Origin of the sequence: Pedobacter planticolens (assembly GCF_014172375.1) — a bacterium.
GTDB classification, from domain to species: domain Bacteria; phylum Bacteroidota; class Bacteroidia; order Sphingobacteriales; family Sphingobacteriaceae; genus Pedobacter; species Pedobacter planticolens.
This window is the reverse complement of record NZ_WNXD01000002.1, coordinates 1,691,481-1,716,951: the sequence shown is the minus strand read 5'-3', so window position 1 is coordinate 1,716,951 and position 25,471 is coordinate 1,691,481. Positions and strand designations below refer to the sequence as shown.

The window sequence follows — 25,471 nt, the reverse complement described above, 5'->3', positions numbered from 1 at the left end:
TAGTTGATGGTTAATTGTGGATAGTTAATTGCTTGGATGCTTAAACTATGAGCCTATTAGTTGATGGTAATAGTTGATTGCTTGGGCGCTTTAACCTTAGCACATTAACAATATACATCCAGACTATTAACTATTAATCATGGACTACCAACCATGGCTATCAACTTATCTTAAACCCTTCATATCTTTCCCAAAAACCATCAACTGGTAATTTGGCAAATATTTTAATAGGTTCTTTTTGCACAGGGTGGATAAATTCTAATTGCCTAGCATGTAAACAAATGCTTCCTTTTTTGCTGCCGCGAGGATAACCATATTTATTATCGCCCACAATTGGGCAATCCATTGTAGAAAGTTGTACTCTAATTTGATGCGAACGACCTGTTAATGGATTTACTTGTAATAAATAAAAACCTCCAAGCTCCCCTATCAGTTTATAATCCAATTCAGAACGTTGACTATCGGGCACTTCTTTATTATAGGCCGTTACCACATTCTTCTGTGGATTTTTAATTAACCAATGCACTAAGTTTCCTTCTAATCGGGCAGGCTTATTACGCACCACAGCAAAGTAAGTTTTACGCACTTCACGATTTTTGAAAATAGCATTCATCCGTTCTAAAGCTTTGCTTGTTTTAGCAAATAAAATCACACCGCTTACAGGTCTATCTAACCGATGAATAACACCTAAAAAAGCGCCATTTGGTTTATTGTATTTAGCAGCAATGTACTTCTTAACCTGTTCATCTAACGGTTCATCGCCAGTTTCATCAATCTGTACAATATCGCCAGCACGTTTATTAACGGCTATTAAGTGGTTATCTTCGTATAAAATATCGGCTTCTGTAATTGGCATTTTTAGTATAAAGTAGTTAGTATTGAGTAGTTAGATTAATGAAATATGAACTGTTTTTTGTTAACTAAACCCGATTGGATGAAAAGCCTCAATTCTTCATTGAGCTTGAAAGGAAAGCGGGGCTGATGTATCCGATGAGTACAGGAACTGCTTTTCAAATCATTATTAAATCCTTAATCCAACTAGTACTGTTCTTTCTCGTTAGGGAAATCTTTTGCTTTTACATCTTTAATATATGCTTGTGCTGCACTTAAAATTCCATCGTATAAATTTACATACTGACGTAAAAAGCGAGGTTTAAATCCTTTAGTTAAGCCAATCATATCGTTCACTACCAAAACCTGACCGTCGCAATTTGGTCCAGCGCCAATACCAATTGTTGGAATGCTTACACTTGCCGTAACCTCCTTAGCCAACTTAGCAGGAATTTTTTCTAACACAACTGCAAAACAACCTGCATCTTGCAAAGCGATAATATCAGTCTTTAATTTATTAGCTTCTTCTTCGTCTTTAGCTCTAACCGTGTAGGTTCCAAATTTATAAATAGATTGCGGCGTTAAACCCAAATGCCCCATAACAGGGATGCCTGCAGTAATAATTCGCTGAATAGATTCTACCACTTCCACTCCGCCTTCTAACTTTACGCCATGTGCGCCAGACTCTTTCATGATACGAATAGCAGAGTTTAAGGCTTCTTTTGAGTTTCCTTGATACGAACCGAAAGGTAAATCGACCACTACAAAAGCACGACTAGCACCTCTTACTACGCCTTGTGCATGGTAAATCATTTGATCTAGTGTAATTGGCAAAGTAGTTTCGTGACCAGCCATTACATTAGATGCAGAGTCGCCAACCAATAAAACATCTAAGCCAGCATCATCTAAAATGGTTGCCATAGAATAATCGTAAGCAGTTAGCATCGCGATTTTTTCTCCGCGTTGTTTCATTTCTTGCAAAATGTGAGTGGTAATCCGCTTTATTTCTTTGTTTACAGACATGTTCTTTGTTTTGTTAAACAAAATTAGGTTTTATTATTGTAAAAGGAACTAAGATTTAACCGCGTAATTGAATTGAAACATATAAGAAATATAAGGGCATATAAGTTTATCACATCAACTTATATTTCCTTCAATGCCTTATATGATTAAAAGTTATCACCACTGCGTTAAAAATAACTAGAGTTGATTAAAAATTTCAAAAAAATCCTTGAAAAAACCGCTGAAAAAACTAGCTTTGTATCCTGAAATGAATGAGTTCGGTCAGATTTCTTTACCTTCTTACAAAAACGGCATAACCGTTACGAAATCCCATTCTTTTTTCTCTTTTTTCACCCTCTATATTTATTGTAATACACATGACTAACTACACCAAGTTACCTGCAATCTTGTTATTGGCCGATGGCACCGTTTTTTATGGCAAAGCTGCCGGTAAAATAGGAACTACTACTGGCGAAATTTGTTTTAATACAGGCATGACAGGCTACCAAGAGGTATTTACAGATCCTTCTTACTTTGGTCAGATTATGGTAACTACCAATGCACATATTGGTAATTATGGTATGCATAAAGATGAAATTGAATCGGGATCGATAAAAATTGCTGGTTTGGTTTGTAAAAACTACAACATTGTATATAGTAGAAAAGAAGCGACTGAATCAATACAAGATAACTTTCAAAATGAGAATATTGTAGGGATTTCAGAAATTGATACGCGTGCTTTGGTTCGCCACATTCGTAATAAAGGAGCGATGAATGCAATTATCTCTTCAGAAATTACAGATTTGCAAGAATTGAAAAAGAGATTAGCTAATGTACCAGATATGGATGGATTAGAACTTTCATCTCAGGTTTCTACAACCGAGCCTTATTATTACGGTAATCCGGATGCTAGTTATAAAATTGCTGCTTTAGATTTAGGTATCAAGAAAAACATTTTGCGCAATTTTGATGATAGAGATATTTACGTAAAAGTATATCCTGCTAAAACTACGTTTGATGAAATGAACAAATGGGGTGCAAATGGATATTTCATTTCTAATGGTCCTGGAGATCCGGCAGCTATGGCGTATGCAATTGATACGGTTAAATCTATTTTAGATGCAGATAAACCATTGTTTGGGATTTGCTTAGGTCATCAGTTATTGGCAGAAGCGAATGGAATTGGTACCATGAAAATGTTTAACGGACATCGTGGATTAAATCACCCTGTGAAAAACATTATTAAAAACCATTGCGAAGTAACTTCTCAAAATCATGGTTTTGGTGTAATTCCAGATGAAGTTAGAAAATCTGATAAAGTAGAAATTACCCACATCAACTTAAACGATCAATCGATAGAAGGTATTCGTGTGAAAGGCAAAAAAGCATTTTCGGTACAATATCACCCAGAATCTTCGCCAGGCCCACATGATTCTCGTTATCTATTTGATGATTTTGTAGACTTGATCAAAGGCGATTTAGTTTGGTAAACTGCTAGTTATAAGTCTTAGCAAAGATATTTAAATGAAGGATGTTAGCATTAAAAACCTAACATCCTTTTTGTTTTAGTACAGATTAGTTAATTGTCATCCAGACTGACATATCTTAATCCTAAAATCTTATAATCCTACTTATCCTGATCCAATTTACCTTACTTAAACATCATTTCACCGACATTTTTAGCTTTTTAGTAAAAATTCATTTTCTATTCATATAAACCTTCTTACATTTATCCCCATGGAAAATAGAAATGCCATTATCAGTGTGAAGAACCTGGTAAAAAATTACGATGATTTTAAAGCAGTTCAAGGGTTAAGCTTTGATGTGTATGAAAACGAAATCTTTGGTTTACTTGGCCCTAACGGAGCAGGAAAAACAACTACACTAGAAATTATTGAAACGCTCCGTCCAAAAACTTCGGGTGAAGTAACGGTAGATGGTTTTTCTATTGATAAAGATCAAAATGCCATTAAACGAATTATTGGTGTGCAGTTACAAGCCGCAGGTTATTATCCTAATTTAAACTTGGTAGAATTGCTTGAATTATTTTCTGGTTTATACGGTGTAAATGTTAAACCCATGGAAATGTTAGAGAAAGTAAATTTGCAGGATAAAGCCAAAGCACGATACAAAGCTTTATCTGGTGGACAAAAACAACGTTTTTCTATTGCAACTACACTTATCAATTCGCCAAAGATTATCTTTTTAGATGAACCTACAACTGGCTTAGATCCACAAGCACGTAGAAACCTTTGGGATTTGATTACCGAAATTCGTAATAATGGAACTACAGTTGTGATTACGACACATTATATGGACGAAGCGGAGCAATTGTGCGACCGGGTTGCTTTTGTAGAACGCGGACAAATTATTGCAGTAGATACACCAGACAAATTAATAGATAATTTAATTGCAGGTGGTTTTGAACGCAAGAAAGAAGTAAAAAAGGCTAATTTAGAAGATGTTTTTATTCATTTAACAGGCAAAGAGTGGCGTGAAGATTAACCCCAACCATTGAACTTTTCAACATTACAACCTTACAACTTTTTTAACCCTTAACAAAAAATGCAAACACCATACAGTAATACCAAAGCCACTTTAGCATTAGCAAAAGCAAGTTTCAGATCAATTATGCGCAGCCCATCTGCGGTAGTCTTCACCTTAGCTTTTCCATTAATTTTTATTTTAGTATTTGGATTTTTAGGTGGTGGTGGCACTAAAATAGATGTCGCAGTAGCACCAGGTTCAGATTTACAAAATCCAATTATAGCTGCATTAGAAAAAATTCCTGTCATCAGATTAACTAAAGATGATAACTTAGCAACCATTAATAAAGGATTAGAAAAAGGAGATTTTGATGCAGTGATTGGTGTAGAGAAAAACCCAGCTCATGTACCAGCCTATTTTACAAACGTTAAATATACCTCAGCATCTTTAGATAAAGGCAATATTTTAAAATCGGTTTTAAACGAGCTTTCGTATAATTTAAATACTCAGAATTTAAAACCAACCATTACAGAAATTAGAGCAAGTACAGTAAACGGTCGTTTGTATCGCACTATAGATTTTATTTTACCAGGACAATTAGGTTTCTCTTTATTAAGTACAGGTGTGTTTGGTACAGCTTTCGTATTCTTTAGTTTACGTCAAAATTTAGTGATAAAGCGTTTCTTTGCTACCCCTGTAAAACGATCAAGTATTGTATTGGGTGAAGGTATAGCTCGTATTGGTTTTGCTTTATTAGGCGCTTTGTTTATTATTTTAATCGGGCACTTTGGCTTTAAGTTCACCTTAATTAATGGCGCCGTCACGGTTATAAATATGCTCGTTTTAGCAACGATGGGAGTAATTGTATTTATGGGATTTGGTTTCGTTGTTTCCGGATTAGCAAAAAGCGAGAGTACTATCCCGCCAATATCTAATATTATTACATTACCTCAATTTTTACTATCGGGTACTTTCTTTTCGATAGATGCATTTCCAACGTGGTTACAACCCATAAGCAGAGCTTTACCCCTAACCTATTTAAACGATGCGATGCGCAAAGTAGCCTTTGAAGGCGCTAACCTTTGGGATGTAAAACACCAAATGCTCATTATGCTAATTTGGGGTATCGGAATTTATGCAGTAGCGGTTAAAACATTTAAATGGGAGTCTTAATTTAAAAGTCTAGTCGTATCTTAGGGTATGAAAAATATTGCCATCATCTCCGCTAGTGTTAGAAATGGTCGAAATAGCCATCGTGTTGCACTTTATTTTAAAAAGTTTTTAGAAGAAAATAAATTAGCAAACGTCAAGATTCTTGATCTAAAAGAATATAACTTTCCAATTTTTGAGGAACGATTACGATTTATTTCCAATCCTTCAGAAGCTATGCTTTCTTTTGCTGATGAAGTAACCAAAGCCGATGGTATTATCATTGTAACTCCAGAATACAATGGTGGTTATCCTGCTAGTTTAAAAAATGTTACCGATTTATTGTATGCAGAATGGAAACGTAAACCCATTGCTATTTCAACAGTTTCGGCAGGAGCATTTGCTGGTGCACAAGTACTTACATCCTTACAATTTACATTATGGAAAATTGGCGCATTAACAATTCCGGCAATGTTCCCAGTAGGTACTGTAGAAAAAACATTTGATGAGAATGGCTTACCCAGTGACGAAGCAGCTACCGATAAAAGAGCTGCCATTTTTGTAAATGAATTACTGTATTGGGTAGATGCTAAACATAAAATGGAAATCGAATAATTAGAATTTATTTCGTCTATACAACTGATTTTCTTCGATTTATTAAAAAATTAAGCGTATCCCTCCTTATAATTTAAAAATTATTTTAACTTTGAAAACGCCCTAGGTAATTGTACTTTTTACACTAAGGGAATTTTTAATCAAAACCAAAATAAAATGAGTTTAATAATTGATGTCCACGCAAGACAAATCCTTGATTCAAGAGGTAATCCAACAATAGAAGTAGAAGTAGTTACAGAAAATGGCCAAATGGGTCGTGCAGCTGTTCCATCAGGCGCAAGTACTGGTCAACATGAGGCAGTTGAATTGCGTGATGGCGACAAAAAAACCTATATGGGTAAAGGTGTTTTAAAAGCTGTTGAAAATGTAAATACCAAAATTGCTCAAGCTTTACAAGGTGTTGATGTTTTTGAACAAAATTTAATCGACAAGTTAATGATTGACTTGGACGGAACTGAAAATAAAGGAAATTTAGGTGCAAATGCAATTTTAGGTGTTTCTTTAGCAGTAGCAAAAGCAGCAGCTGCCGAAAGCAGACAACCTTTATACCGTTACGTTGGTGGTGTAAATGCAAATACATTACCAATTCCAATGATGAATATCATTAACGGCGGTTCTCACTCTGATGCTCCAATTGCTTTTCAAGAATTTATGATTATGCCAGTTGGCGCTCCTTCATTCTCTGAAGCATTACGTTGGGGAACTGAAGTATTTCATAATTTAAAAGCGATTTTACACGATAGAGGTTTATCAACTGCTGTAGGTGATGAAGGTGGTTTTGCTCCAACTTTTGAAGGTACTGAAGATGCAATTGAAACTGTTTTAAAAGCAATTGAAAAAGCAGGTTACAAACCAGGATCAGATATTTATTTAGCATTAGACTGTGCTTCATCTGAATTTTATAAAGACGGAAAATACGATTACACTAAATTTGAAGGTGCCACTGGCGTAATTCGTTCAAGCGAAGAACAAGCACAATACTTAGCAGATCTATCAGCTAAATATCCAATTATCTCTATTGAAGATGGTATGGATGAAAATGACTGGACTGGTTGGAAAAGCTTAACCGATAAAATTGGCGATAAAGTTCAATTGGTAGGTGATGATTTATTTGTAACTAATGTAAAACGTTTACAGCAAGGTATTGATACGCAAACTGCAAATTCAATCTTGGTAAAAGTTAACCAAATTGGTTCTTTAACTGAAACTATTAATGCAGTGAGTTTAGCTCAAAACAGCGGTTATACTTCTGTAATGAGCCACCGTAGTGGAGAAACTGAAGATACAACTATTGCAGATTTAGCTGTGGCTTTAAACTGTGGTCAAATTAAAACTGGTTCTGCTTCACGTTCTGACAGGATTGCAAAATACAATCAGCTTTTACGTATTGAAGAAGAACTAGGTGCTGCAGCACGTTTTATTGGTAAAAACTTTAAATACGCTAAAAAATAAGCCTACTACAGGTTTAACATATATAAACTTAAAAGCCGCTGGAAATTAAATTTCCAGCGGCTTTTCTTATTTCATAATTTCGGTAATTAAACTATTTAACTCTTTTTCATTTAGTTTTTTAGGTTCAAACATTTCTTTACTTTCTGACCATTCTTTTTCCATTGTAAAATAGTCAGGAACTTTCGCTTCTTTTCCATCCATTAACTCCAATTGATAATTAATAAATTTCTTCCATCTATCTAAATACAATGAACCTAGAATTCCATTCCATTCCTTGTTAGCATAATCTCGTAAGTTCGTTTCTGGATTATCAGCACCCCAATACGTAATTTGAACCTTAGCATTTTTTAAGGCATTCGTTTGTTCAACAGCATCTATTCCAGCCATGTTTTTTGCTTGTTTAAGCCATCTATTCACTGTAAAAAATTGATTATTACCCAATAATGCATCTTGTTTCAAAATCATCATGGTAAATAATTTACTATTTTGCTTAAATGCATTTACATCTTTAGCTTTAATCGCATTGCACATTTGCTGATAAACATTTAATGCTTTATTAGCTAAAACCTGTCTAACAAAGTCGATGCGATCTACCTGATAGGTTTCACTGTTTCTAAATTTATTTGCCGGCAGCACAAAGAGCCGAACAGCTTCTTTAAATTTTAAAGTATCGTAATTTCTTGTTATAGTTCCCCATGAAGATACTGTTTTGATATCTAGAGCTGGTCTAGCACATAAAACAGATTCAGAGGGTCCTTCTTGATATCCTGTAGGGCTATTATAGGCAGTTGCTAAGAGCTGTTGCCAAGCTTTTGAAACAGTCGCATCGTTTGGGCCATAACGGTACAGTTGGTATTGATTTAACCACTTACTTACATCTACCTTTTCATCATGCCAACCTAATTCTAGCATCAAATCGTATGCCACAGGATTATTATAAATACCTTCGGGAATAATACCTACTCCACTTAAATAAGGTCCATACTCACTGTTTTTTGCTTTATATATTTCATCTGCAAAACGCTGCAAACGACCATAAACTCCATTCTTTTCACCAAAATTGCTCACATTACTCCATATAAAAGGTGTACCCTGATAAGCTTTTGTTTTTTCGTAATTGCTGGTGTTTTCGCCAAAAAGTTCAATAATCAATGCATTTTTTTTATTCAGCCCTGCTAACAGTTTGGTAGATGGATTTGCTCCCCAACCTTGTAAAACCCAAGTACTATTTGGAAAATTGAACTGCATTGTTTCTTGAATTTTACTGGCAGCAAGCGATACATCAAGTCCTGCACTAGAGCCTCCCTCATGAAAAGGATCTCCACCAAAATAATGAAGATTTTTACCGTATAATTTTCTCATTTCATCATAATAGATGTTGGCTATCTGAGCAAATTGTGGATCACTTGGATTTAAAAAATCAGGCCTTGCAAAACCTCCTGCCCATTTTCCTTGAGAAACTACTTCAATTTTTAATTTCTGTTTTAAGCTAGTCGGAATCATCCCATAAAAACCATGCATTACAGGTTCAATACCAACTTCTGCCATTCGTTTTAAAATTTGTTGCTCTAACAACACTTGTTTGTTAATGTGCTGTTGCGTAACTGGCCCACCCCAACCTTCTAAATTCCCCATTAACCACCAAGCAGAAAATGCTGGGCCTGGGATAAATGCCAGTGTTTCATCTTGCGTATAACCAACTTTTTTAAGGGTATTTTGCCAAACGGCCTCCATACCAACAGGAGCTAGCATTAAATTAACACCGTTTAATGCCATCCAATCTAACTCCTTTTCCCAATCTGCCCAAGTATAAAAGCTCATCGAATAATTAATGGTGCAATAGTTTAGTGCATATCTGAAACGATAAGGAGAACTAATTCTAACCTTGTTTTTAAGGATAGGCAATGTTTTAGGGGCTGAAAGGTTATCGCCCATGTGCGACAAACTTTTATGACAATAATATTTAAGATACCAACCCAACGCTTGCGATGCTGCATTTGCATTGGAGGCGGCGATATAAACATTTTTCTGATCAGCAGAAAGCTCAAAAACATCTTTTTCTGTTGAAGCAAGCTTTGAAAATTTAAGTGCTGAGGCTAACCATGGAACTCTTCTTTGCGCAATTGCTTTAACGGAACTAAAATCTTGTGCGTAAGTAAAAGAGAGACTACTAAAAAATAAAAAAAGGGCAATTAATGTAATTCTGGTTAAAATCTTCATGAATGGGAATAATTAAAAACGCCTTAAACTACTAAAATAATGCTATTTATCTAATTTTAAGCGTTGATATTTTGTTTCAATTTTAGAATAACAAAATAATTAAGATGTTAACAAGTTGATAAACACATTTGCAAAACATCAGAAGATTTAAAACCTTCGGAAGTTTTTATTTAATACTATATTTGTCTTAATGAAGCGGTTATTAGAACTTTTGCGTAATAAATACTTTTTAGCTGTTGTGGCTTTTGCAGTATGGATGTTGTTTTTTGATAAAAATGATATGCTTTCTCAATATGAATATCGTGCAGAAGTAAACAAATTACAGCAGGAAAAAGATTTCTATACAAAGGAAACTGCTTTGGTTAAAAAAGATCTTAAAGAACTAGACAGCAATTTAGTAACTACAGAAAAGTTTGCTCGTGAAAAATATTTCATGAAAAAAGACAATGAAGATGTTTTTGTAATTGTTAAAGGCGACACCAAAAAATAACCATCCGGTTAATAAAATATTTTCAACATAATTTTCATTGTAATGCTTTATATTCGCATAGAAAGAATATGAATTAACTCTGCAAGAGTGTTATGAAAAAAATAATCCTATTTTTCTTGTTGCTTTCCTCAAGCATTTATTATTCTTACTCGCAAGAATTACCCAACTTAAAGCACATTAAGTTAAATAAAAGCGCTCATTTTAAAGATACTGAACCAGTAGCTTTAAAAGTTACCACTTACCTATTTGATACACCAATTAATAAAAAGAACAGTTCAAGAACAGAAGCTGGACAGTTTTTAATTAAATGGATGAACGGTACGCTTGATTATACTTTTTTTCTTGAAGATAAAGACACAAAGTTTTTTAATACTGATTCTGATTTGATGTTAATGTACATGGCGAGCTTAACCAAATTCACTTTAGAAAACACTACGATTAAAGATCAAAAGACATTAGTTTTAGGTGCCATGCGTTTAGTACTTCCTTATTTAGATAAACAAGATGATAAGAAAAGTTGGTCTAAAGAGTTATGGCAATTAAATGATGCCAACCAAAAAGGAAAACTAGAAGAGTTTTTATACCCTTAACAGGATCAGGATTTATAGGATTAACTGATTTACAGGATAACAGTTAGTGATTTACATCCTCCTTCTTCCATTATTGTCAGTACCCAAATCTTGGCAAGGCTAATTTATAGCGAACCACGATTATCCTTAAGGTAAAAATAAAAGCAATTACAATAATTTTAGCAACGTCTGCTTTGAGATTAAAATACAGTAGAGCAAAGTAAAGTACACCACCTAAAATGCAAGCTGTTGCATAAATTTCTTTTCTAAAAATTAAAGGAATTGTATTTAATAAGGTATCACGAATTACCCCTCCAAAACATCCAGTAATTGTTCCGAGTGCTACACAAATACCTGGACTTAATCCAAAAACAATTCCTTTTTGCACTCCAACTAAGGTAAATAAGCCTAACCCCAGCGAATCGAATAAGAAAAGAGTAACCTTAAACTTTTTAATTTGAGTTTTGAAAAAAATAGTAAGCAAAGACGTAACTAAAATAAGTAAGCAATAATTTACATCTCTCATCCAAGCTACTGGTGTATCTCCAAGCAGTAAATCGCGAACTGTTCCTCCTCCAATAGACGTTACAAAAGCAATAATAAGTACGCCAAAAGGATCTAAGCGTCTTTGCATAGCCGCAAAAGAACCAGAAATGGCAAAGGCGACAGTTCCTAATATTTCAATTACATATGTAGTGTTACCATCCATTATATTTCTCCATTACGTTTTCTTAAAAACCATTCTGTGGTTAATAAAAGTACAATTAATCCAAATAACCATTTTAAATTAATGAGCTCTTCATATTTACGGTCTTCATAACTTATTGTTTTTAGTTGTCCACTTTTTTCCAATTCATTAACCAAACTTAACAAATTAGCTGGCATAACCATTTTACCACCAGTTTGCTGTGCCATAGTGTACAATAATTGATGATTAGCAGTAGTTTGTTGGTATTCGGCTATCAAAGCATTTACATAAAAAGCACCAGAAGAAGTATATTTCTTATCGCCCAAAACAGTGCTGGCTAGGTAAGTATAATTTCCTTGCGGCATAGTGCCAGCATCTAACCGATACGTAGTGCCGAATTTAGAAAACGTATAATTAAACGTCTTCCCGTCAGTGTTTTTAACTTGAACATTTACGTCTGGTGTATTTACAGGTTCGTAAGCATCATTATATAAAGTTGCGTTTAAAACAATGTTTTCATTTTCATCAAAGGTGCTTTTTGTACTGTACACTTTAAATTTTCGTTTATCATCCTTAACAGAAAGATATTGTACAGTTTTAGAAATCAACTCATTAACCAATGGCAGACTTTGTTCATTTTTTGCTTCTTCCAACTTCCATTTCCAAATGCCCTCTCCTAGTAAAAATCCTAGTTTTCTGCCATTATCATCTATAAAAAACAGCAACGGACTTTGTGTGTTAATTTTACCAATCCGTTGATTTAAAGCGGCAGTGTAATTTCCATTAATGCTTAAATTGGCAAAAGGAATTTGTAAAGGATCATACGTATTCAATTGCTTTAATGCTGTGGCATCCAAATTAAAAGTTGTGAAATTAGCATCAGGATAAGGAAAAACTTCCTGTAAAGAGCCATTTGCTCTACTAAAATTGAGTGTTTTTTGCACCTGATTAAAAGCACCAATATTGCTTTGTGCGCCTAAAATATACCAAAGGGATAATTTTGCTTCTTGAAGTTTAGTAATCAAAGTTGTAGCCGTATTTCCAGTATTGGGCAATTGATATAAAATGGCTAAACTGTATTTATTTGGGTCAACTGTATTCAGTTCATCTGCCAAAGCAATGGTAACTTCATAATGTTTATTTAGTTCAATAGCTTGTTTTATTGTAGCTAGATCGGGATGAGGAGCCGCAGCCGCTAATAATACTTTTTGACGAGCATCAATCACTTCTATAAAAATAGTTTGGCTATTGTTTTTGGTCGTGATCTCGTTTTTTAAGGATGACAAATTGATAGTGTATTTCTGTATGCCAATTTTATTTGCCTTTAGTTTTATCTGTACATCTTTCACAAAGCTATTTGAGTTAATAACTATACTTTGTTCTTTAACTTTCGCACCATTTTCTAAAACCGAAAGCTGAGTGGTTTCTCCTTTACTTTCATAGGCTTGCACCTGCACATCCAACGTAAATTCATTATCTAAATAAACCAAATTGTTATAGTTCACATTGGCAATTAAAACATCTCGTTTTGGAATGGTATCGCCCATGGCAATAGTATAAACGGGTATTTTTATTTTATTTAATTCATATAATGGATTACCACCACGATTAAAAATACCATCACTAGCTAGAATGATAGCTCCGACATTTCTATTTAATAATTCATCATTTAACTGATTGAATAATAACGAAGCATTGCTCAATTTACCTTGTCCAGAAAAATTTAAGCCACTTTTAATACTGTCACTAAAACTGTACGTTTTCACTTCGTACTTAGCAGAAAGCTGATCTGCTAACTGTTTTAAATCTTGTTGGTATTTAAGTTTATTAAATCCTACTGGTTCAATTTCATCAACAGAAATAGAGTTATCATGAGCTAAAACAACAATTGGTTTTTCGGGCGTATAAGAAATCCGTTTTACTAAAGGGGCGAAAAGCAACCAAGCAATAGCCGCAATTACCAGTATTCTTAAAATTGTAAGTGCGTATTTTAAATTCTGATGAAGATTTCTATTTTTTCGATATAAAAGCCAAGCATACAAACAACCTAATAAAAGGCAGGCAAGAAAAGTAAGTATAGAATATGCTGAAAAATAATTGCCCATAAGCTTAAACGTAAAGATGCTAATTTTCTAAAAAAATCAACGTAATTTGTTAGCGAAATAGATACGCTCATGAAAATAGTTATAAAGTTAATGCTCATTCTTATGATGACCATACCTGCATTTGCTCAAAACACTTTTAAGCAAAATCAATTAAAATTTGAACGTGTTAAAAATGCCTATGCTGAGAAATGGACATCTCTGCAAAGCGAATTACAAAAAGCAGGAGTGAATGGTAGTTTTAATCTGTATATCGCAGCTTATAAAAGCGAGGGGAAATTAGAGTTATGGTTAAAAACACCTGATAAAAAGCACTATAAATTATTTAAAACGTATGATTTCTGTGCACACTCTGGCACTTTAGGTCCAAAAGTAATTGAAGGTGATGGGCAAACGCCAGAAGGATTTTACAAGATTAATGTATTTAATCCGGAAAGTAGTTTTCATTTATCTTTAGGAGTTGATTACCCAAACAAAGTTGATTCAATTAGAACTGGAAAAGGTAATAAAACTGGTGGAGATATTTACATTCACGGCAATTGCGTAACCATTGGTTGTATTCCTTTAACCGATGAAAAGATAAAAGAAGTTTACGTTTTGGCAGTAGAAGCTCGCAATGGCGGACAAGAAGAAATTCCTGTAAATATTTTTCCTTTTAAAATGACGAATGCTAATATGAAAAAATATAGCACTCAATTTCCTCAGCAAACTAGTTTTTGGCAAACATTACAAAAAGGATACGCTGCATTTGATAAGGATAAAAACTTAGCAAAAGTTGACCAAGTGAATGGAAATTATATGGTAAAATAAAAGCTCTCCAAATTGGAGAGCTTTATGTTATAGAACCAGTCTTTATTCCTTGTTCTTTTATCTTTATTCTTACTTACAGCATTCCACCACAAACCGAAATAGTTTGTCCAGTTACGTAAGCGCTCATATCTGATGCTAAGAAAACACAAACATTCGCGATGTCTTCTGTTTCTCCAGCACGTTTTAATGGAATATCTTTTTCCCAACCTGCAACTACTGCTGGATCTAAAACTTCAGTCATTTCGGTACGAATAAAGCCTGGTGCAACCACATTTGCGCGAATATTACGAGAACCCAATTCTTTAGCAACTGATTTAGTGAAACCAATAATCCCTGCTTTTGAAGCTGCATAATTTGCCTGACCAGCATTACCAGTTACACCAACTACAGAACTCATATTAATGAAAATGCCTTTACGAGCTTTCATCATTACTTTAGAAACTGCTTTGGTTACATTAAAAACAGATTTCAAGTTAACATTCATTACATCGTCCCAATTTTCCTCTGTCATACGCATTAACAAACCATCTTTTGTAATCCCTGCGTTGTTAACTACGATGTCAATAGTACCAAACTCAGCTACAATATCATTTATCAATTGCTCCGCTTCGTTAAATTTAGAAGCATCAGAGCGGTAGCCTTTCACTTTAGTGCCAAAGCTTTGTAGTTCTTGTTCTAAAGCTTGCCCTTTTTCTACTGATGATAAATAAGTAAATGCAACGTTAGCACCTTGTTCTGCAAATTTTTCGGCTATTTTGCGACCTATTCCTTTTGAAGCACCTGTAATGAGTGCGGTTTTTCCTTCTAGTAAACCCATATTGAAATGTTGTAAAAATTGTAAAGTTGTAAAGTTAATACTAATTGGTTAATTGTTTGAATTGGCTAACTGTAAATTGTTTCGGTCTGTACTGAAAACTTCAAACTGCCAACTAAACTAAAGGTTCTTGTTGGCTTAAACAATGAAAACTTCCTAAGCCCCAAATAATATCAGTAGAATCTATACCAACAACAGGTCTATCAGGAAAAGCTTTTTGAATAATTTCTAGTGCAATTATATCATTTACATCTCTAAACGTGGGCACGATAACCGCAGCATTGGCGATGTAAAAATTAGCGTAAGATGCAGGTAAGCGTGTATCTTCATGGATTACTGGCGATGGCATTGGCAATTTGATAATATTCAATGGTCTTCCATCGAGCAATCTCATTTCCTTTAATGCTTCATAGTTTTCTTGCAACAAGATATGGTTTTCATCTAGCGGATTACTTTCCAAAACCGTTAAAACTGTGTCTTCGTTTACAAAACGAGTAATATCATCGATATGACCATCAGTATCATCTCCAATAATTCCATCTCCTACCCATAAAACCTGTTCTGCTCCGTAAAATTCTTTTAAATAGGTTTCAATTTGCTCTTTATTTAGATGAGGGTTTCTGTTTTCGTTCAGTAAGCAAGCCGTACTCGTTAAAATAGTTCCAGCTCCGTTAAATTCTACAGAACCACCTTCCATTACGATATCTGGAGTAAATAATGGTAGATTAAAATGTTTAGCAATTTTGGTTGGTATTACATCATCCAAATCAAATGGCGGATATTTTCCTCCCCAAGCATTATAACCCCAATCTACAACAGCTTTTTCATTTCCTTTAACCACAAATGCAGGTCCGTGATCTCGACACCAAGCATCATTGCTTTCGTTGAAGTAGAATTCAATCTGACTTAAATCTGCATTAACTTTTTGCAAATGAGCAATAGCTGATATTTTCATCACTTCATCTCTTACATTAATGCGCACTTTTTCGCCTGTTGCAACAATCTTGATGAATTGGCAATACGGTTCGTAAATAGTTTCGATTTTACCAGGCCAACTTTCTTCTTTATGTGGCCAGCTTAACCAAGTCGCTTCATGTTTAGCCCACTCCGCAGGAAAAGAATAACCTTGTTTTTTCGGCGAGTTAACAAACTCAGGTTGTTCTGAAGTATTTATCACACTAATCCCCATCAATATATCTTTTTGTAATTGGCTGATACGAATCAATTCGTCTATCTCTTAAAAATGGCCAATGTTTACGCATGTAGTCACTTTGACTTAAATCTAACTCAACCACTTCTGTTTCTTCTTTATCATGTGAAGCTAAGTAAAGCAACTTACCTTGGGCATTGGTTGCAAAACTTCCACCCCAAAATTTCATAGCCCCATCTTGCTCAAAACCAACGCGATTTACACTTACCACAGGAACTCCATTTGCAACCGAATGCGAACGTTGTATGGTTTGCCAAGCATTGTATTGATCTTGATTGGTTTCTTCGTCTTGTGTAGTGTTCCAACCAATGGCAGTTGGATAAAACATGATATCTGCGCCCATTAAAGCTGTAATACGAGAAGCTTCTGGATACCATTGATCCCAGCAAATTAAAATACCGATTTTAGCAAATTTAGTTTCGAAAACCTTATAACCTAAATCGCCTGGCGTAAAATAAAATTTCTCATAAAAAGCTGGATCATCAGGAATATGCATTTTGCGATATTTGCCTAAATAACTTCCATCAGCATCTAAAACCGCAGTTGTATTATGGTATAAACCTTCAGCACGTTTTTCAAATAAGGATGCAATAATCACCACACCTAGTTCTTTAGCAACCACTTGCAAAGCATCTGTAGATGGGCCAGGAATTTTCTCTGCTAAATCAAAGTTGTCATAATCCTCTACATCGCAAAAATATAAAGAGGTAAACAGCTCTTGTAAGCACACAATCTGTGCACCTTTTGCCGCTGCTTCTCTAACTTTAACAATCGCTTTATCTAAATTTTCTTGCTTATCCTTTGTACAGGTCATCTGCACTAAGCCAACTTTTACTTTACTCATGTTTTTCAAAATGATTGAATGATATAATTAGAGAAGGATTGAATGTTTAATTGCATTTTGCAAATCATTCATTCATTCAAAATTTACTCATTCTAAATTACACAACAAAGTTAAGGAAAAAGGTGGAGGGTAAAAAGGTAAAAGGTTAAGGTTTGTGAGACTTTGCAACTTAACTCGCGGTTAGGCTCTCTCTATATTCTTGTTGCAACTCAAAAAGACATTTAGCGCATAAGCAACCATCGTACAACTCACTAATGTGCTGTACTTCATTAATGGTGAGTTGTACTGCACTGCATTGGCATTTTGTATAAGAATTTGCCTTACATTCTATTGCAGTTCCGCAACGTTCACATGGAATGATTTCGTGTTTGCTATGTAATAAGGCTGAAGGCATAATTAAAGTTCATTGGTTCACTTGTTCATTAGTAACTCAATGGATTAACAAAAATAGGAACAAAAAATAAGGTTCAGAGTATTTGTACAGAACCTTACAATATTATTGCTTATTTTATTTCTCTGCGAGTTTAATCAACTGTTCATAAACTTGACTTGGTCCGTTTGCATTTCTACTAATAATAGTGCCATCCTTGCCAATAATCACATATCTTGGCACTCCTATTATTTCAAATAAATCATTTGCTTCATCTATCAGTTCAGCGCTTAGCAAATAATGCTCTCCTTCTATTTTTAATTCTTTCTGGGTGGCCAACCACTTCTTTTTGGTGTCTTTATATCCAAAATAAACAAACACTACATCCTTACCCTTTAACTTAGCTCTCAATTTCGCTGCATTTGGCATTTCTTCCTTACATGGCGCACACCAACTTGCCCAAAAATCTAGGTAAATAACCTTTCCCTCATACTTTTGCAAAATCTCATTTAAGCCTTTAGCCTTACTAATGTTTTCTTTTACAGCATTAGAAATTTGATTTAAGTGCCCTTTTCTAGAATCGGTAACTATTTTTAATAACTCTGCATCATTTACCCGCTCCTTAAATTGCTGAAAAATAGAGTTGTATAAGCTATCATTTTTTAACCCTCTAAAATCCATCATTCTACGCGTTAAAGTAACTGATTTTGTTGTAGCACTAAAATTTGTATTACTTACAAAATCAAAAAACTTCTCCATATCAATAGGGTAACTTAAGTTATTAAATTTATAATGCATGTAGTATTCTAAAAGATTGTTGTAGTCAACTGAGTTTTTTGCGGCATAATTATCATCACTTAATTGTGCGGTTAATAATTTAAATATCTCTGGGTCTTTTATTTTCTTTTTAGCTCTTGCCCTATTGATTGCTTCATTATAAGGACTATATTGATATGCTGTTTTTAACCAATTGTAATATTCATCTGTTAACTTAAAAGATTTGCGATATTCATCTAACATCTTTAAATCGTACTGCGAAATTTCTTTTTGAAATTTTAAATACTCCAAAATATCTAATGTATCTGTGCGAACTGCATAAGTTTCTATAGGATTTTTCTCTCTACTCTTTTTTAGATAATAAGAGAAGTAATTAAAATTAGCTGCGTGGGGTCCTTTGGCTATTGTATTCATCATCAACCCCGTTTCTATAGCGTCTATTACAATACTAACATTTTCATTCGGAATAAGTACAAATACATCAAAACGATCACTGCCAACTTCTACCAACCATTTCGAAATTTCATCAACGGGTAAAATAATATCGAATTTGCCAGCATCTCCCAATTTCACCTTGTATCTTTTTTCTGAAAAAACGCCAGTAACAGCTGCTTCATCATTCCTTATAAATGTGATGGCACTCTCCTTTGAATTGATAACCGTCCCTGTAATTTTTACAGTTTGTGAAACAGCTGGCCATGCAAAAAGCAATGAGTAAATTATTATCAAATATCTTTTCATACTTTTTTATTTGAAGCAAGATAAACAATACAATAAGTAACCTCTACTGATTTAACAGGCCTTAACAATTTTAACTTTCATTAACAAAAAAGGTTTTGAGCATTTGCCCAAAACCTTTAATATTATTGCATTTACAAAGTCCCCTTTAGGGGGTTTATCCCGAACAACTGATACAGCCTTCTTCCATCGAGCAAACTGGTCCGTCTACAATTTCTTCAGCAACTTGGTCTTGCGTCATTTCTGCTGGAATTACAGCTTCAATTGCTTTACCACCTTGATTTTCTACCGTGAATTTAACAGCTTGAGAAGCAGCTTGTGTACGTAAATAGTACATACCTGTTTTCAATCCTTTTTTCCATGCGTAGAAATGCATTGAAGTTAATTTTGAGGTATTTGGCGCATTGATAAACAAGTTTAGCGATTGCGATTGGCAGATATAAGCACCTCTATCGGCAGCCATATCAATGATGTTACGCATTTTAATCTCCCAAACTGTTTTGTACAATTCTTTAATGTAATCAGGAATTTCTGCAATATCTTGAATTGAACCGTTAGCTAAGATAATTCTATCTTTCATTTGTGGGTTCCACAAGCCTAAAGAAACTAAATCTTTTAACAAGTGTTTGTTAACTACTACAAACTCTCCACTTAATACTCTACGAGTGTAAATATTTGAAGTGTATGGTTCAAAACATTCGTTGTTACCTAAAATTTGTGAAGTAGATGCAGTTGGCATTGGTGCAACTAATAATGAGTTGTACACACCAGTTTTAACTACACGTTTGCGTAAAGTTTCCCAATCCCAACGATTGCTTGATGGTTTTACATTCCAAAGATCGAACTGGAATTTACCTTTAGATAATGGAGAACCTTTAAAGCTTTCGTAGTGACCATTTTTAGCAGCTAAATCGGCAGATGCTGTCATACCAGCAAAGTAAATGGTTTCGAAAATTTCTTTGTTCAATTCTTTAGCGGCATCGCTCTCGAAAGGTAAACGCATTAAGATAAATGCATCTGCCAAACCTTGTACGCCTAATCCAACTGGACGGTGACGGAAGTTAGAGTTTTGCGCTTCAATTACTGGATAATAGTTATAATCGATGATTTTATTCAAGTTTAAAGTAGCTTGATAAGTTACATCGTATAATTTTTGGTGGTCAAACTCACCGTTAATTACAAATCGTGGCAACGCTAATGAAGCTAAGTTACAAACTGCAACTTCGTCTTTAGAGGTGTACTCGATAATCTCTGTACACAAGTTAGAACTTTTAATGGTTCCTAAGTTTTGCTGATTAGATTTACTGTTTGCAGCATCTTTATACAACAAGTAAGGCGTACCAGTTTCAATTTGTGCATCTAAAATAGCGAACCAAAGTTCTTGAGCTTTAATTGTTTTACGAGCTCTACCTTCTTTTTCGTAACGAGTATATAGTTCGTTAAACTCTTCACTGTGGCAATCTGCTAAACCTGGTGCCTCATCTGGAGAGAATAAGCTCCAATCGCCATTATCTTCTACACGTTGCATAAATAAATCGCAAATCCAAAGGGCATAGAACAAATCACGAGCACGCATCTCTTCTTTACCATGGTTTTTACGCAAGTCTAAGAAAGCAAAAATATCTGCATGCCAAGGCTCTAAATAAATAGCAAAAGCACCTTTACGCTTACCTCCACCTTGATCTACGTAACGAGCTGTATCGTTAAATACTTTTAACATCGGCACGATACCATTACTTGTACCATTTGTTCCGCCTATATAAGCTCCTGTAGCACGGATGTTGTGAATACTTAATCCAATACCACCAGCACTTTGAGAAATTTTAGCAGTTTGTTTTAAGGTATCATAAATACCTTCAATGCTATCGTCTTGCATAGTTAACAAGAAACACGATGACATTTGAGGTTTAGGAGTTGCAGCGTTGAATAAGGTAGGCGTAGCATGTGTAAACCAACGCTCGCTCATTAAGTTATACGTTTTAATGGCGCTATCGATATCTCCTTTGTGGATACCAACAGATACACGCATAAACAAATGTTGCGGACGCTCTACAATTACACCATTTACTTTTAATAAATATGATTTTTCTAAAGTTTTGAAACCAAAGTAATCAAAGCCAAAATCTCTATCGTAAATGATGGTACTATCTAAAATATCAGCATTTTCTTTAATCACTTCCCAAACATCTTCTGCAATAAGCGATGAAGGTTTATCTGTTTTAGGGTCGATATAAGTGTACAGCATTTCCATCGTTTTAGAGAACGACTTTAATGTGTTTTTGTGTAAGTTAGAAACTGCAATACGCGATGCCAACAATGCATAATCTGGGTGTTTTGTAGTTAGGGAAGCTGCTGTTTCTGCTGCAAGATTATCAAGTTCTGAAGTAGTAACACCGTCATACAAACCCTCAATTACTTTTCTAGCAACATCAATCGGATCAACTAATTCGGCATTAAAACCATAACACAACTTCTCAATGCGAGCGGTTATCTTATCAAACTTTACCGCTTCTTGGCGGCCATCTCTTTTCAGTACAAACATATTTTCATCAAATTTTAGATTTGAGATGTGAGATTTGAGACAAATCGAACATGTTAAATCTTATAAATAGTATTTTATTATTTTGGTAAAACAGCTCCCTAACCTTCTGTTTTAGCCTGTAGTATTTTAGCTTTAGTCTTTTTGCTTTAAGCTTTCGGCTTAAAAGTCATCATCTAGTGAAAATGCAGCCGCTTTATCTTCTGTAGAGGTTAACACTCCACTTTTTTGATAATCACCTACTCTTTTCTCAAAGAAATTTGTTTTTCCTTGTAGTGAAATCATCTCCATAAAATCGAATGGATTTGACGCATTGTATATTTTTTTATAGCCTAATTCACTTATCCATCTATCAGCTACAAACTCAATGTATTGGCTCATTAATTTAGCGTTCATTCCAATTAGTGCCACTGGCAAAGCATCTGTAATAAATTCTTTTTCAATTTCTACCGCATCGCGGATGATACCGTGAACTTGTTTCTCGCTCAGCTTATTTTCTAACATGCTGTAAAGCAAGCAAGCAAATTCGCAGTGCATACCTTCATCTCTAGAAATTAATTCGTTACTAAAAGTTAAGCCTGGCATTAAACCACGTTTTTTCAACCAAAATATAGAGCAGAAACTACCACTAAAGAAAATCCCTTCAACCGCAGCAAAAGCTACTAATCGCTCTGCAAAACTTCCATTTTCAATCCAACGTAATGCCCATTCTGCTTTTCTTTTTACTGCCGGAACAGTATCAATTGCATGAAATAAACGATCTTTTTCGTCTGGATCTTTGATATAAGTATCAATTAACAAAGCATAAGTTTCAGCATGGATATTCTCCATCATAATTTGGAAACCATAAAAACAACGTGCTTCTGGTAACTGCACTTCACTCATAAAGTTTACAGCCAAGTTTTCATTTACAATACCATCACTAGCAGAGAAAAATGCTAAAATGTGAGAAATGAAATGTCTTTCGCCATCATTTAAATTATCCCAATGTTTTTGATCATCTGATAAGTCAATTTCTTCTGCCGTCCAAAAACTTGCCTCGCTTTTCTTATACATTTCCCAAATGGCGGGATATTTAATTGGGAGTAGAACAAAACGATCTTTGTTTTCTTTTAATAGTAATTCTTGTTCTTGCTGCATAGTTTAGTTTTTTAACGTTTAGAAGTTGCTAGTACAGGCTGATGAGTTTTATAGTGCAAACGTAAATTCGCTTTATTCTTTAAAACCGTGTCAAATCCCTTAACCTAAAAGCTTTATCAAAATCACGCCGCCAACGTCTTGAGTACTTAGCTCAAACATTTAAAAAACATTGATTTTTCAATGCTTTTTAAACAACTAAATATTAAGTACTTAAATAATATTAGGAGTGATTTCTTTTAAAGAACTTTCTTTAACAAATATAGAAGTTGGGCGATTTTTTGAGCTACAAAGTTGTTAACATGTTGCCGCTTTATGTTAAAATCCTAATCAAAATTCGGTCATAAACAACATAGAAAAAAGCTAATTATTTCTTTTTAAGGACTTAGAGAATCAAAACGAGTGTTAATAATTTTAAAAAATGAGTTGTAACAGGCGAATTATTGAAAATTATTTCCACAACACATAAGTGATTTCTACTTTGGCATAACCAAGTCTGTAAATGCCTATGGCTTTGGCTGCTGACTGTGATAAGTCTAATGAAAATTTCTTGCTATGCGGTCCACGATCGTTCACTCTTACAATAACCGTTTTACCATTTACTAGGTTTCTTACTGTAATTATGGTACCAAATGGAAGTGTAAGATGTGCAGCTGTAAGTTTGGCTGCTCTATACCTTTCGCCACTAGTTGTTCTTCTACCTTCAAACTTTTTAGCATAGTAAGATGTGTAAATAGTTTTTACAACTGTATCGGGTTGTTTTTCTGTTAAATGCTGCGCTTTAGCCGCAAAAGATGCGAAGCACAGGAACAGCAAAATCCTTATTTTATTTTTCATAGGTAAATCAAATATACAAAATGACTTTTGAACCTAGTATTTCATTAAGGGTTGATTTTAAACAATAAAGGTTCGAAATTATCGAACCTTCCAAAAATTATTTCATTTCGTTTTCCAACACGGGAATAATAAACCTAGAAAGTGCGGGCGTTTGATGCTCCCTTTTGCTGATTTCTTGCATCTTCTTGATAATATCTGGATGGGCATTTGCTACGTCATCCTGCTCCTGAATATCCTCTTTGAGATTATATAACGACCATTTGGCATTACCTTTCAGCATATTCAATCTCACACCCTTCCAATCTCCAATCCTAATCGCTTGTTGTCCGCCATATTCTGGATATTCGAAATACAAATACGAATGTTCTTTAGTTTGTGGCTTGCCTAAAATAGCTGGCAAAATGCTTATTCCATCTATATTTTTTGGTGTTTTAAGCCCTAATAAATCGCAAAAAGTTGGCATCATATCCATTGTCGAGGATATAAAGTCTGATGTTGAACCAGCTTTAATTTTTCCTGGCCATTGTACTAAAAAAGGTTCTCTAATTCCACCTTCGTGTAAAAATCCTTTACCCCAGCCATATTCGTCTTTAAAAGGACCTGCGCTATTAAAAAAAGTAGGATCAACACCACCATTGAAAGTTGGCCTATTATCACTACAAAACATAATAATGGTATTTTCGTAAACACCCTCTTTTTTTAATTTATCAATTAACTGACCTACTTGCTGATCTAATAAAGTAATCATAGCCGCATAAGTTGCCCGAGGGTAACGGCATGGGAAATATGAACCTCCAAGAAATGGTTTTTCATCACCAAACTTTTTATGATAATAATCTACCAAGTTTTTTGGTGCTTGTAATGAAACATGTGGTAACGGAGTTGGATAGTATAAAAAGAAAGGCTGATTCTTATTTTTATCAATAAACTTCAGCGCTGCTTTAATTAAATAATCTGGCGCATAATCTTTCTGTTGATATATTTCGTAATTTTTTTCATCCAAAGGATCCAAATCTTTTGGAAATTTCACAGCAGGATCAACAATCTTATTATCCATTGGCACACGATTTTCGTTCTCCCAAAGGTGTCCGTTATAATAGGTATGATCTTGTCTTTGGCAGTTAAAACCATAAAAATAATCAAACCCTTGGTTATTGGGCTGTCCAGCACTCATTGGCGAACCTAAACCCCACTTACCTACCAATCCTGTAACGTAACCTGCGCCTTTTAATACTTTTGCAATCGTAATTGTAGAATCTGGTATTGGATATTGACCTTCTAAATACGGGTTTTCTTCCATTGCTTTAAAATCCCAAACTGGACCACGTTCTCCCCATTCATGATTACCCCGTATAAAAGCTTTACCAGAATTTTGACCAGTCATTAAAATATACCGCGATGGTGCGCAAACTGGATAGGCATAATGCTGCGTAAATTTCTTCCCATTTTTTGCAATCGCATCAATATTTGGCGTTTCTATTTTGGTTTGTCCGTATGCTCCAAGCTCGCCATAACCCATATCATCTGCCAAAATGTAAATGACATTTGGCTTTTTCTTAGTTGCATTTTGTGAAAAGGCAGTAGTTGCTAGTAGCAATAGAACAGGCAAAAGCTTTAAACTTATTCTCATTGTTGTGGAGTTAAGATAAATTGATAATACAAGTAAAATCAATTTAAGCCACACTTCAAATAACTAGTTTAATTAATCTTCACGCAAACGCTTGATATTTAGCCTAAAAGCTTTCATTAAAGAAAATTCACACAATGATCTTCCAAAAAAAATGCCCAGA

Annotated in this window: 22 protein-coding genes; 8 read left to right on the top strand and 14 right to left on the bottom strand. The window is 34.5% G+C overall.

Annotated features, from left to right (window positions below):
• Positions 1 to 160 precede the first annotated feature (160 nt).
• Positions 161 to 856: an RluA family pseudouridine synthase gene (locus GM921_RS16380; protein ID WP_182923708.1), complete on the bottom strand. Its 696-nt coding sequence runs from the start codon at positions 854 to 856 to the stop codon at positions 161 to 163.
• A 182-nt stretch (positions 857 to 1,038) separates the two neighbouring features.
• Complete coding sequence (panB, locus tag GM921_RS16375; RefSeq protein ID WP_182923707.1) at positions 1,039 to 1,854, bottom strand: 3-methyl-2-oxobutanoate hydroxymethyltransferase; 816 nt, start codon at positions 1,852 to 1,854, stop codon at positions 1,039 to 1,041.
• A 356-nt stretch (positions 1,855 to 2,210) separates the two neighbouring features.
• On the opposite strand from panB, the gene carA reads away from it, so the two are divergent.
• From carA to eno, 5 genes are all read left to right on the top strand, one after another.
• Complete coding sequence (gene carA / locus GM921_RS16370) at positions 2,211 to 3,323, top strand: glutamine-hydrolyzing carbamoyl-phosphate synthase small subunit (RefSeq protein ID WP_182923706.1); 1,113 nt, start codon at positions 2,211 to 2,213, stop codon at positions 3,321 to 3,323.
• Positions 3,324 to 3,570: 247 nt separating this feature from the next.
• Positions 3,571 to 4,338 (top strand): ABC transporter ATP-binding protein, encoded by a 768-nt coding sequence (locus GM921_RS16365; RefSeq protein WP_182923705.1) that lies wholly within the window; start codon positions 3,571 to 3,573, stop codon positions 4,336 to 4,338.
• Positions 4,339 to 4,398: 60 nt separating this feature from the next.
• Entirely contained in the window at positions 4,399 to 5,493 is a 1,095-nt protein-coding gene (locus tag GM921_RS16360; protein ID WP_182923704.1) for an ABC transporter permease, read from the top strand.
• Between the two features lie 27 nt (positions 5,494 to 5,520).
• Positions 5,521 to 6,084, top strand: a complete 564-nt coding sequence (locus tag GM921_RS16355; protein WP_182923703.1) for an NADPH-dependent FMN reductase — start codon at positions 5,521 to 5,523, stop codon at positions 6,082 to 6,084.
• A 156-nt stretch (positions 6,085 to 6,240) separates the two neighbouring features.
• The gene (eno, locus tag GM921_RS16350; RefSeq protein WP_182923702.1) at positions 6,241 to 7,536 is read left to right on the top strand and encodes a phosphopyruvate hydratase; all 1,296 of its coding nucleotides are present in this window, start codon (positions 6,241 to 6,243) and stop codon (positions 7,534 to 7,536) included.
• Positions 7,537 to 7,602: 66 nt separating this feature from the next.
• Here the strand turns inward: eno and GM921_RS16345 are convergent, their stop codons facing one another.
• Positions 7,603 to 9,756 carry an alpha-N-acetylglucosaminidase gene (locus tag GM921_RS16345; protein WP_182923701.1) on the bottom strand — a complete coding sequence of 718 codons (2,154 nt, stop codon included), beginning with the start codon at positions 9,754 to 9,756 and terminating at the stop codon, positions 7,603 to 7,605.
• 190 nt (positions 9,757 to 9,946) lie between these two features.
• On the opposite strand from GM921_RS16345, the gene GM921_RS16340 reads away from it, so the two are divergent.
• The gene (locus tag GM921_RS16340) at positions 9,947 to 10,246 is read left to right on the top strand and encodes an FtsB family cell division protein (RefSeq protein ID WP_182923700.1); all 300 of its coding nucleotides are present in this window, start codon (positions 9,947 to 9,949) and stop codon (positions 10,244 to 10,246) included.
• A 92-nt stretch (positions 10,247 to 10,338) separates the two neighbouring features.
• Positions 10,339 to 10,836 carry a hypothetical protein gene (locus GM921_RS16335; protein ID WP_182923699.1) on the top strand — a complete coding sequence of 166 codons (498 nt, stop codon included), beginning with the start codon at positions 10,339 to 10,341 and terminating at the stop codon, positions 10,834 to 10,836.
• Between the two features lie 76 nt (positions 10,837 to 10,912).
• Here GM921_RS16335 and GM921_RS16330 read toward each other — a convergent pair whose 3' ends face one another.
• The gene (locus tag GM921_RS16330; RefSeq protein ID WP_182923698.1) at positions 10,913 to 11,524 is read right to left on the bottom strand and encodes a trimeric intracellular cation channel family protein; all 612 of its coding nucleotides are present in this window, start codon (positions 11,522 to 11,524) and stop codon (positions 10,913 to 10,915) included.
• Entirely contained in the window at positions 11,524 to 13,608 is a 2,085-nt protein-coding gene (locus tag GM921_RS16325; RefSeq protein ID WP_182923697.1) for a hypothetical protein, read from the bottom strand. The genes GM921_RS16330 and GM921_RS16325 overlap by 1 nt, the downstream gene beginning before the upstream one ends.
• 69 nt (positions 13,609 to 13,677) lie before the next feature.
• Between GM921_RS16325 and GM921_RS16320 the strand changes: the two genes are divergently transcribed.
• Positions 13,678 to 14,415: a L,D-transpeptidase family protein gene (locus GM921_RS16320; RefSeq protein WP_182923696.1), complete on the top strand. Its 738-nt coding sequence runs from the start codon at positions 13,678 to 13,680 to the stop codon at positions 14,413 to 14,415.
• 73 nt (positions 14,416 to 14,488) lie between these two features.
• On the opposite strand, the gene fabG is transcribed toward GM921_RS16320, so the two are convergent.
• The 9 genes from fabG to GM921_RS16275 form a co-directional block, all read right to left on the bottom strand.
• Complete coding sequence (fabG, locus tag GM921_RS16315; RefSeq protein WP_182923695.1) at positions 14,489 to 15,232, bottom strand: 3-oxoacyl-[acyl-carrier-protein] reductase; 744 nt, start codon at positions 15,230 to 15,232, stop codon at positions 14,489 to 14,491.
• 112 nt (positions 15,233 to 15,344) lie between these two features.
• On the bottom strand, positions 15,345 to 16,418 hold the full coding sequence (locus tag GM921_RS16310) for an agmatine deiminase family protein (protein ID WP_182923694.1): 1,074 nt from the start codon (positions 16,416 to 16,418) through the stop codon (positions 15,345 to 15,347).
• Positions 16,408 to 17,283 carry a carbon-nitrogen hydrolase gene (locus tag GM921_RS16305; protein WP_182923693.1) on the bottom strand — a complete coding sequence of 292 codons (876 nt, stop codon included), beginning with the start codon at positions 17,281 to 17,283 and terminating at the stop codon, positions 16,408 to 16,410. Before GM921_RS16305 ends, GM921_RS16310 begins: the two co-directional genes overlap by 11 nt.
• A gap of 169 nt (positions 17,284 to 17,452) precedes the next feature.
• Complete coding sequence (locus GM921_RS16300; RefSeq protein ID WP_182923692.1) at positions 17,453 to 17,677, bottom strand: cysteine-rich CWC family protein; 225 nt, start codon at positions 17,675 to 17,677, stop codon at positions 17,453 to 17,455.
• A gap of 114 nt (positions 17,678 to 17,791) precedes the next feature.
• Positions 17,792 to 19,171, bottom strand: a complete 1,380-nt coding sequence (locus GM921_RS16295) for a TlpA family protein disulfide reductase (protein ID WP_182923691.1) — start codon at positions 19,169 to 19,171, stop codon at positions 17,792 to 17,794.
• 154 nt (positions 19,172 to 19,325) lie between these two features.
• Positions 19,326 to 21,710, bottom strand: a complete 2,385-nt coding sequence (locus GM921_RS16290) for a ribonucleoside-diphosphate reductase subunit alpha (RefSeq protein WP_182923690.1) — start codon at positions 21,708 to 21,710, stop codon at positions 19,326 to 19,328.
• Positions 21,711 to 21,869: 159 nt separating this feature from the next.
• Positions 21,870 to 22,847 (bottom strand): ribonucleoside-diphosphate reductase small subunit, encoded by a 978-nt coding sequence (locus GM921_RS16285; RefSeq protein WP_182923689.1) that lies wholly within the window; start codon positions 22,845 to 22,847, stop codon positions 21,870 to 21,872.
• 447 nt (positions 22,848 to 23,294) lie between these two features.
• Entirely contained in the window at positions 23,295 to 23,681 is a 387-nt protein-coding gene (locus tag GM921_RS16280; RefSeq protein WP_182923688.1) for a septal ring lytic transglycosylase RlpA family protein, read from the bottom strand.
• A 97-nt stretch (positions 23,682 to 23,778) separates the two neighbouring features.
• Entirely contained in the window at positions 23,779 to 25,311 is a 1,533-nt protein-coding gene (locus GM921_RS16275; RefSeq protein WP_182923687.1) for an arylsulfatase, read from the bottom strand.
• Between the last annotated feature and the right edge of the window lie 160 nt (positions 25,312 to 25,471).

Bases quoted from the DNA above. Each gene is read 5' to 3' on its own strand.
- GM921_RS16380 (WP_182923708.1), bottom strand. From the start codon at position 856: ATGCCAATTACAGAAGCCGATATTTTATACGAAGATAACCACTTAATA.
- panB (WP_182923707.1), bottom strand. From the start codon at position 1,854: ATGTCTGTAAACAAAGAAATAAAGCGGATTACCACTCACATTTTGCAA.
- carA (WP_182923706.1), top strand. From the start codon at position 2,211: ATGACTAACTACACCAAGTTACCTGCAATCTTGTTATTGGCCGATGGC.
- GM921_RS16365 (WP_182923705.1), top strand. From the start codon at position 3,571: ATGGAAAATAGAAATGCCATTATCAGTGTGAAGAACCTGGTAAAAAAT.
- GM921_RS16360 (WP_182923704.1), top strand. From the start codon at position 4,399: ATGCAAACACCATACAGTAATACCAAAGCCACTTTAGCATTAGCAAAA.
- GM921_RS16355 (WP_182923703.1), top strand. From the start codon at position 5,521: ATGAAAAATATTGCCATCATCTCCGCTAGTGTTAGAAATGGTCGAAAT.
- eno (WP_182923702.1), top strand. From the start codon at position 6,241: ATGAGTTTAATAATTGATGTCCACGCAAGACAAATCCTTGATTCAAGA.
- GM921_RS16345 (WP_182923701.1), bottom strand. From the start codon at position 9,756: ATGAAGATTTTAACCAGAATTACATTAATTGCCCTTTTTTTATTTTTT.
- GM921_RS16340 (WP_182923700.1), top strand. From the start codon at position 9,947: ATGAAGCGGTTATTAGAACTTTTGCGTAATAAATACTTTTTAGCTGTT.
- GM921_RS16335 (WP_182923699.1), top strand. From the start codon at position 10,339: ATGAAAAAAATAATCCTATTTTTCTTGTTGCTTTCCTCAAGCATTTAT.
- GM921_RS16330 (WP_182923698.1), bottom strand. From the start codon at position 11,524: ATGGATGGTAACACTACATATGTAATTGAAATATTAGGAACTGTCGCC.
- GM921_RS16325 (WP_182923697.1), bottom strand. From the start codon at position 13,608: ATGGGCAATTATTTTTCAGCATATTCTATACTTACTTTTCTTGCCTGC.
- GM921_RS16320 (WP_182923696.1), top strand. From the start codon at position 13,678: ATGAAAATAGTTATAAAGTTAATGCTCATTCTTATGATGACCATACCT.
- fabG (WP_182923695.1), bottom strand. From the start codon at position 15,232: ATGGGTTTACTAGAAGGAAAAACCGCACTCATTACAGGTGCTTCAAAA.
- GM921_RS16310 (WP_182923694.1), bottom strand. From the start codon at position 16,418: ATGGGGATTAGTGTGATAAATACTTCAGAACAACCTGAGTTTGTTAAC.
- GM921_RS16305 (WP_182923693.1), bottom strand. From the start codon at position 17,283: ATGAGTAAAGTAAAAGTTGGCTTAGTGCAGATGACCTGTACAAAGGAT.
- GM921_RS16300 (WP_182923692.1), bottom strand. From the start codon at position 17,677: ATGCCTTCAGCCTTATTACATAGCAAACACGAAATCATTCCATGTGAA.
- GM921_RS16295 (WP_182923691.1), bottom strand. From the start codon at position 19,171: ATGAAAAGATATTTGATAATAATTTACTCATTGCTTTTTGCATGGCCA.
- GM921_RS16290 (WP_182923690.1), bottom strand. From the start codon at position 21,710: ATGTTTGTACTGAAAAGAGATGGCCGCCAAGAAGCGGTAAAGTTTGAT.
- GM921_RS16285 (WP_182923689.1), bottom strand. From the start codon at position 22,847: ATGCAGCAAGAACAAGAATTACTATTAAAAGAAAACAAAGATCGTTTT.
- GM921_RS16280 (WP_182923688.1), bottom strand. From the start codon at position 23,681: ATGAAAAATAAAATAAGGATTTTGCTGTTCCTGTGCTTCGCATCTTTT.
- GM921_RS16275 (WP_182923687.1), bottom strand. From the start codon at position 25,311: ATGAGAATAAGTTTAAAGCTTTTGCCTGTTCTATTGCTACTAGCAACT.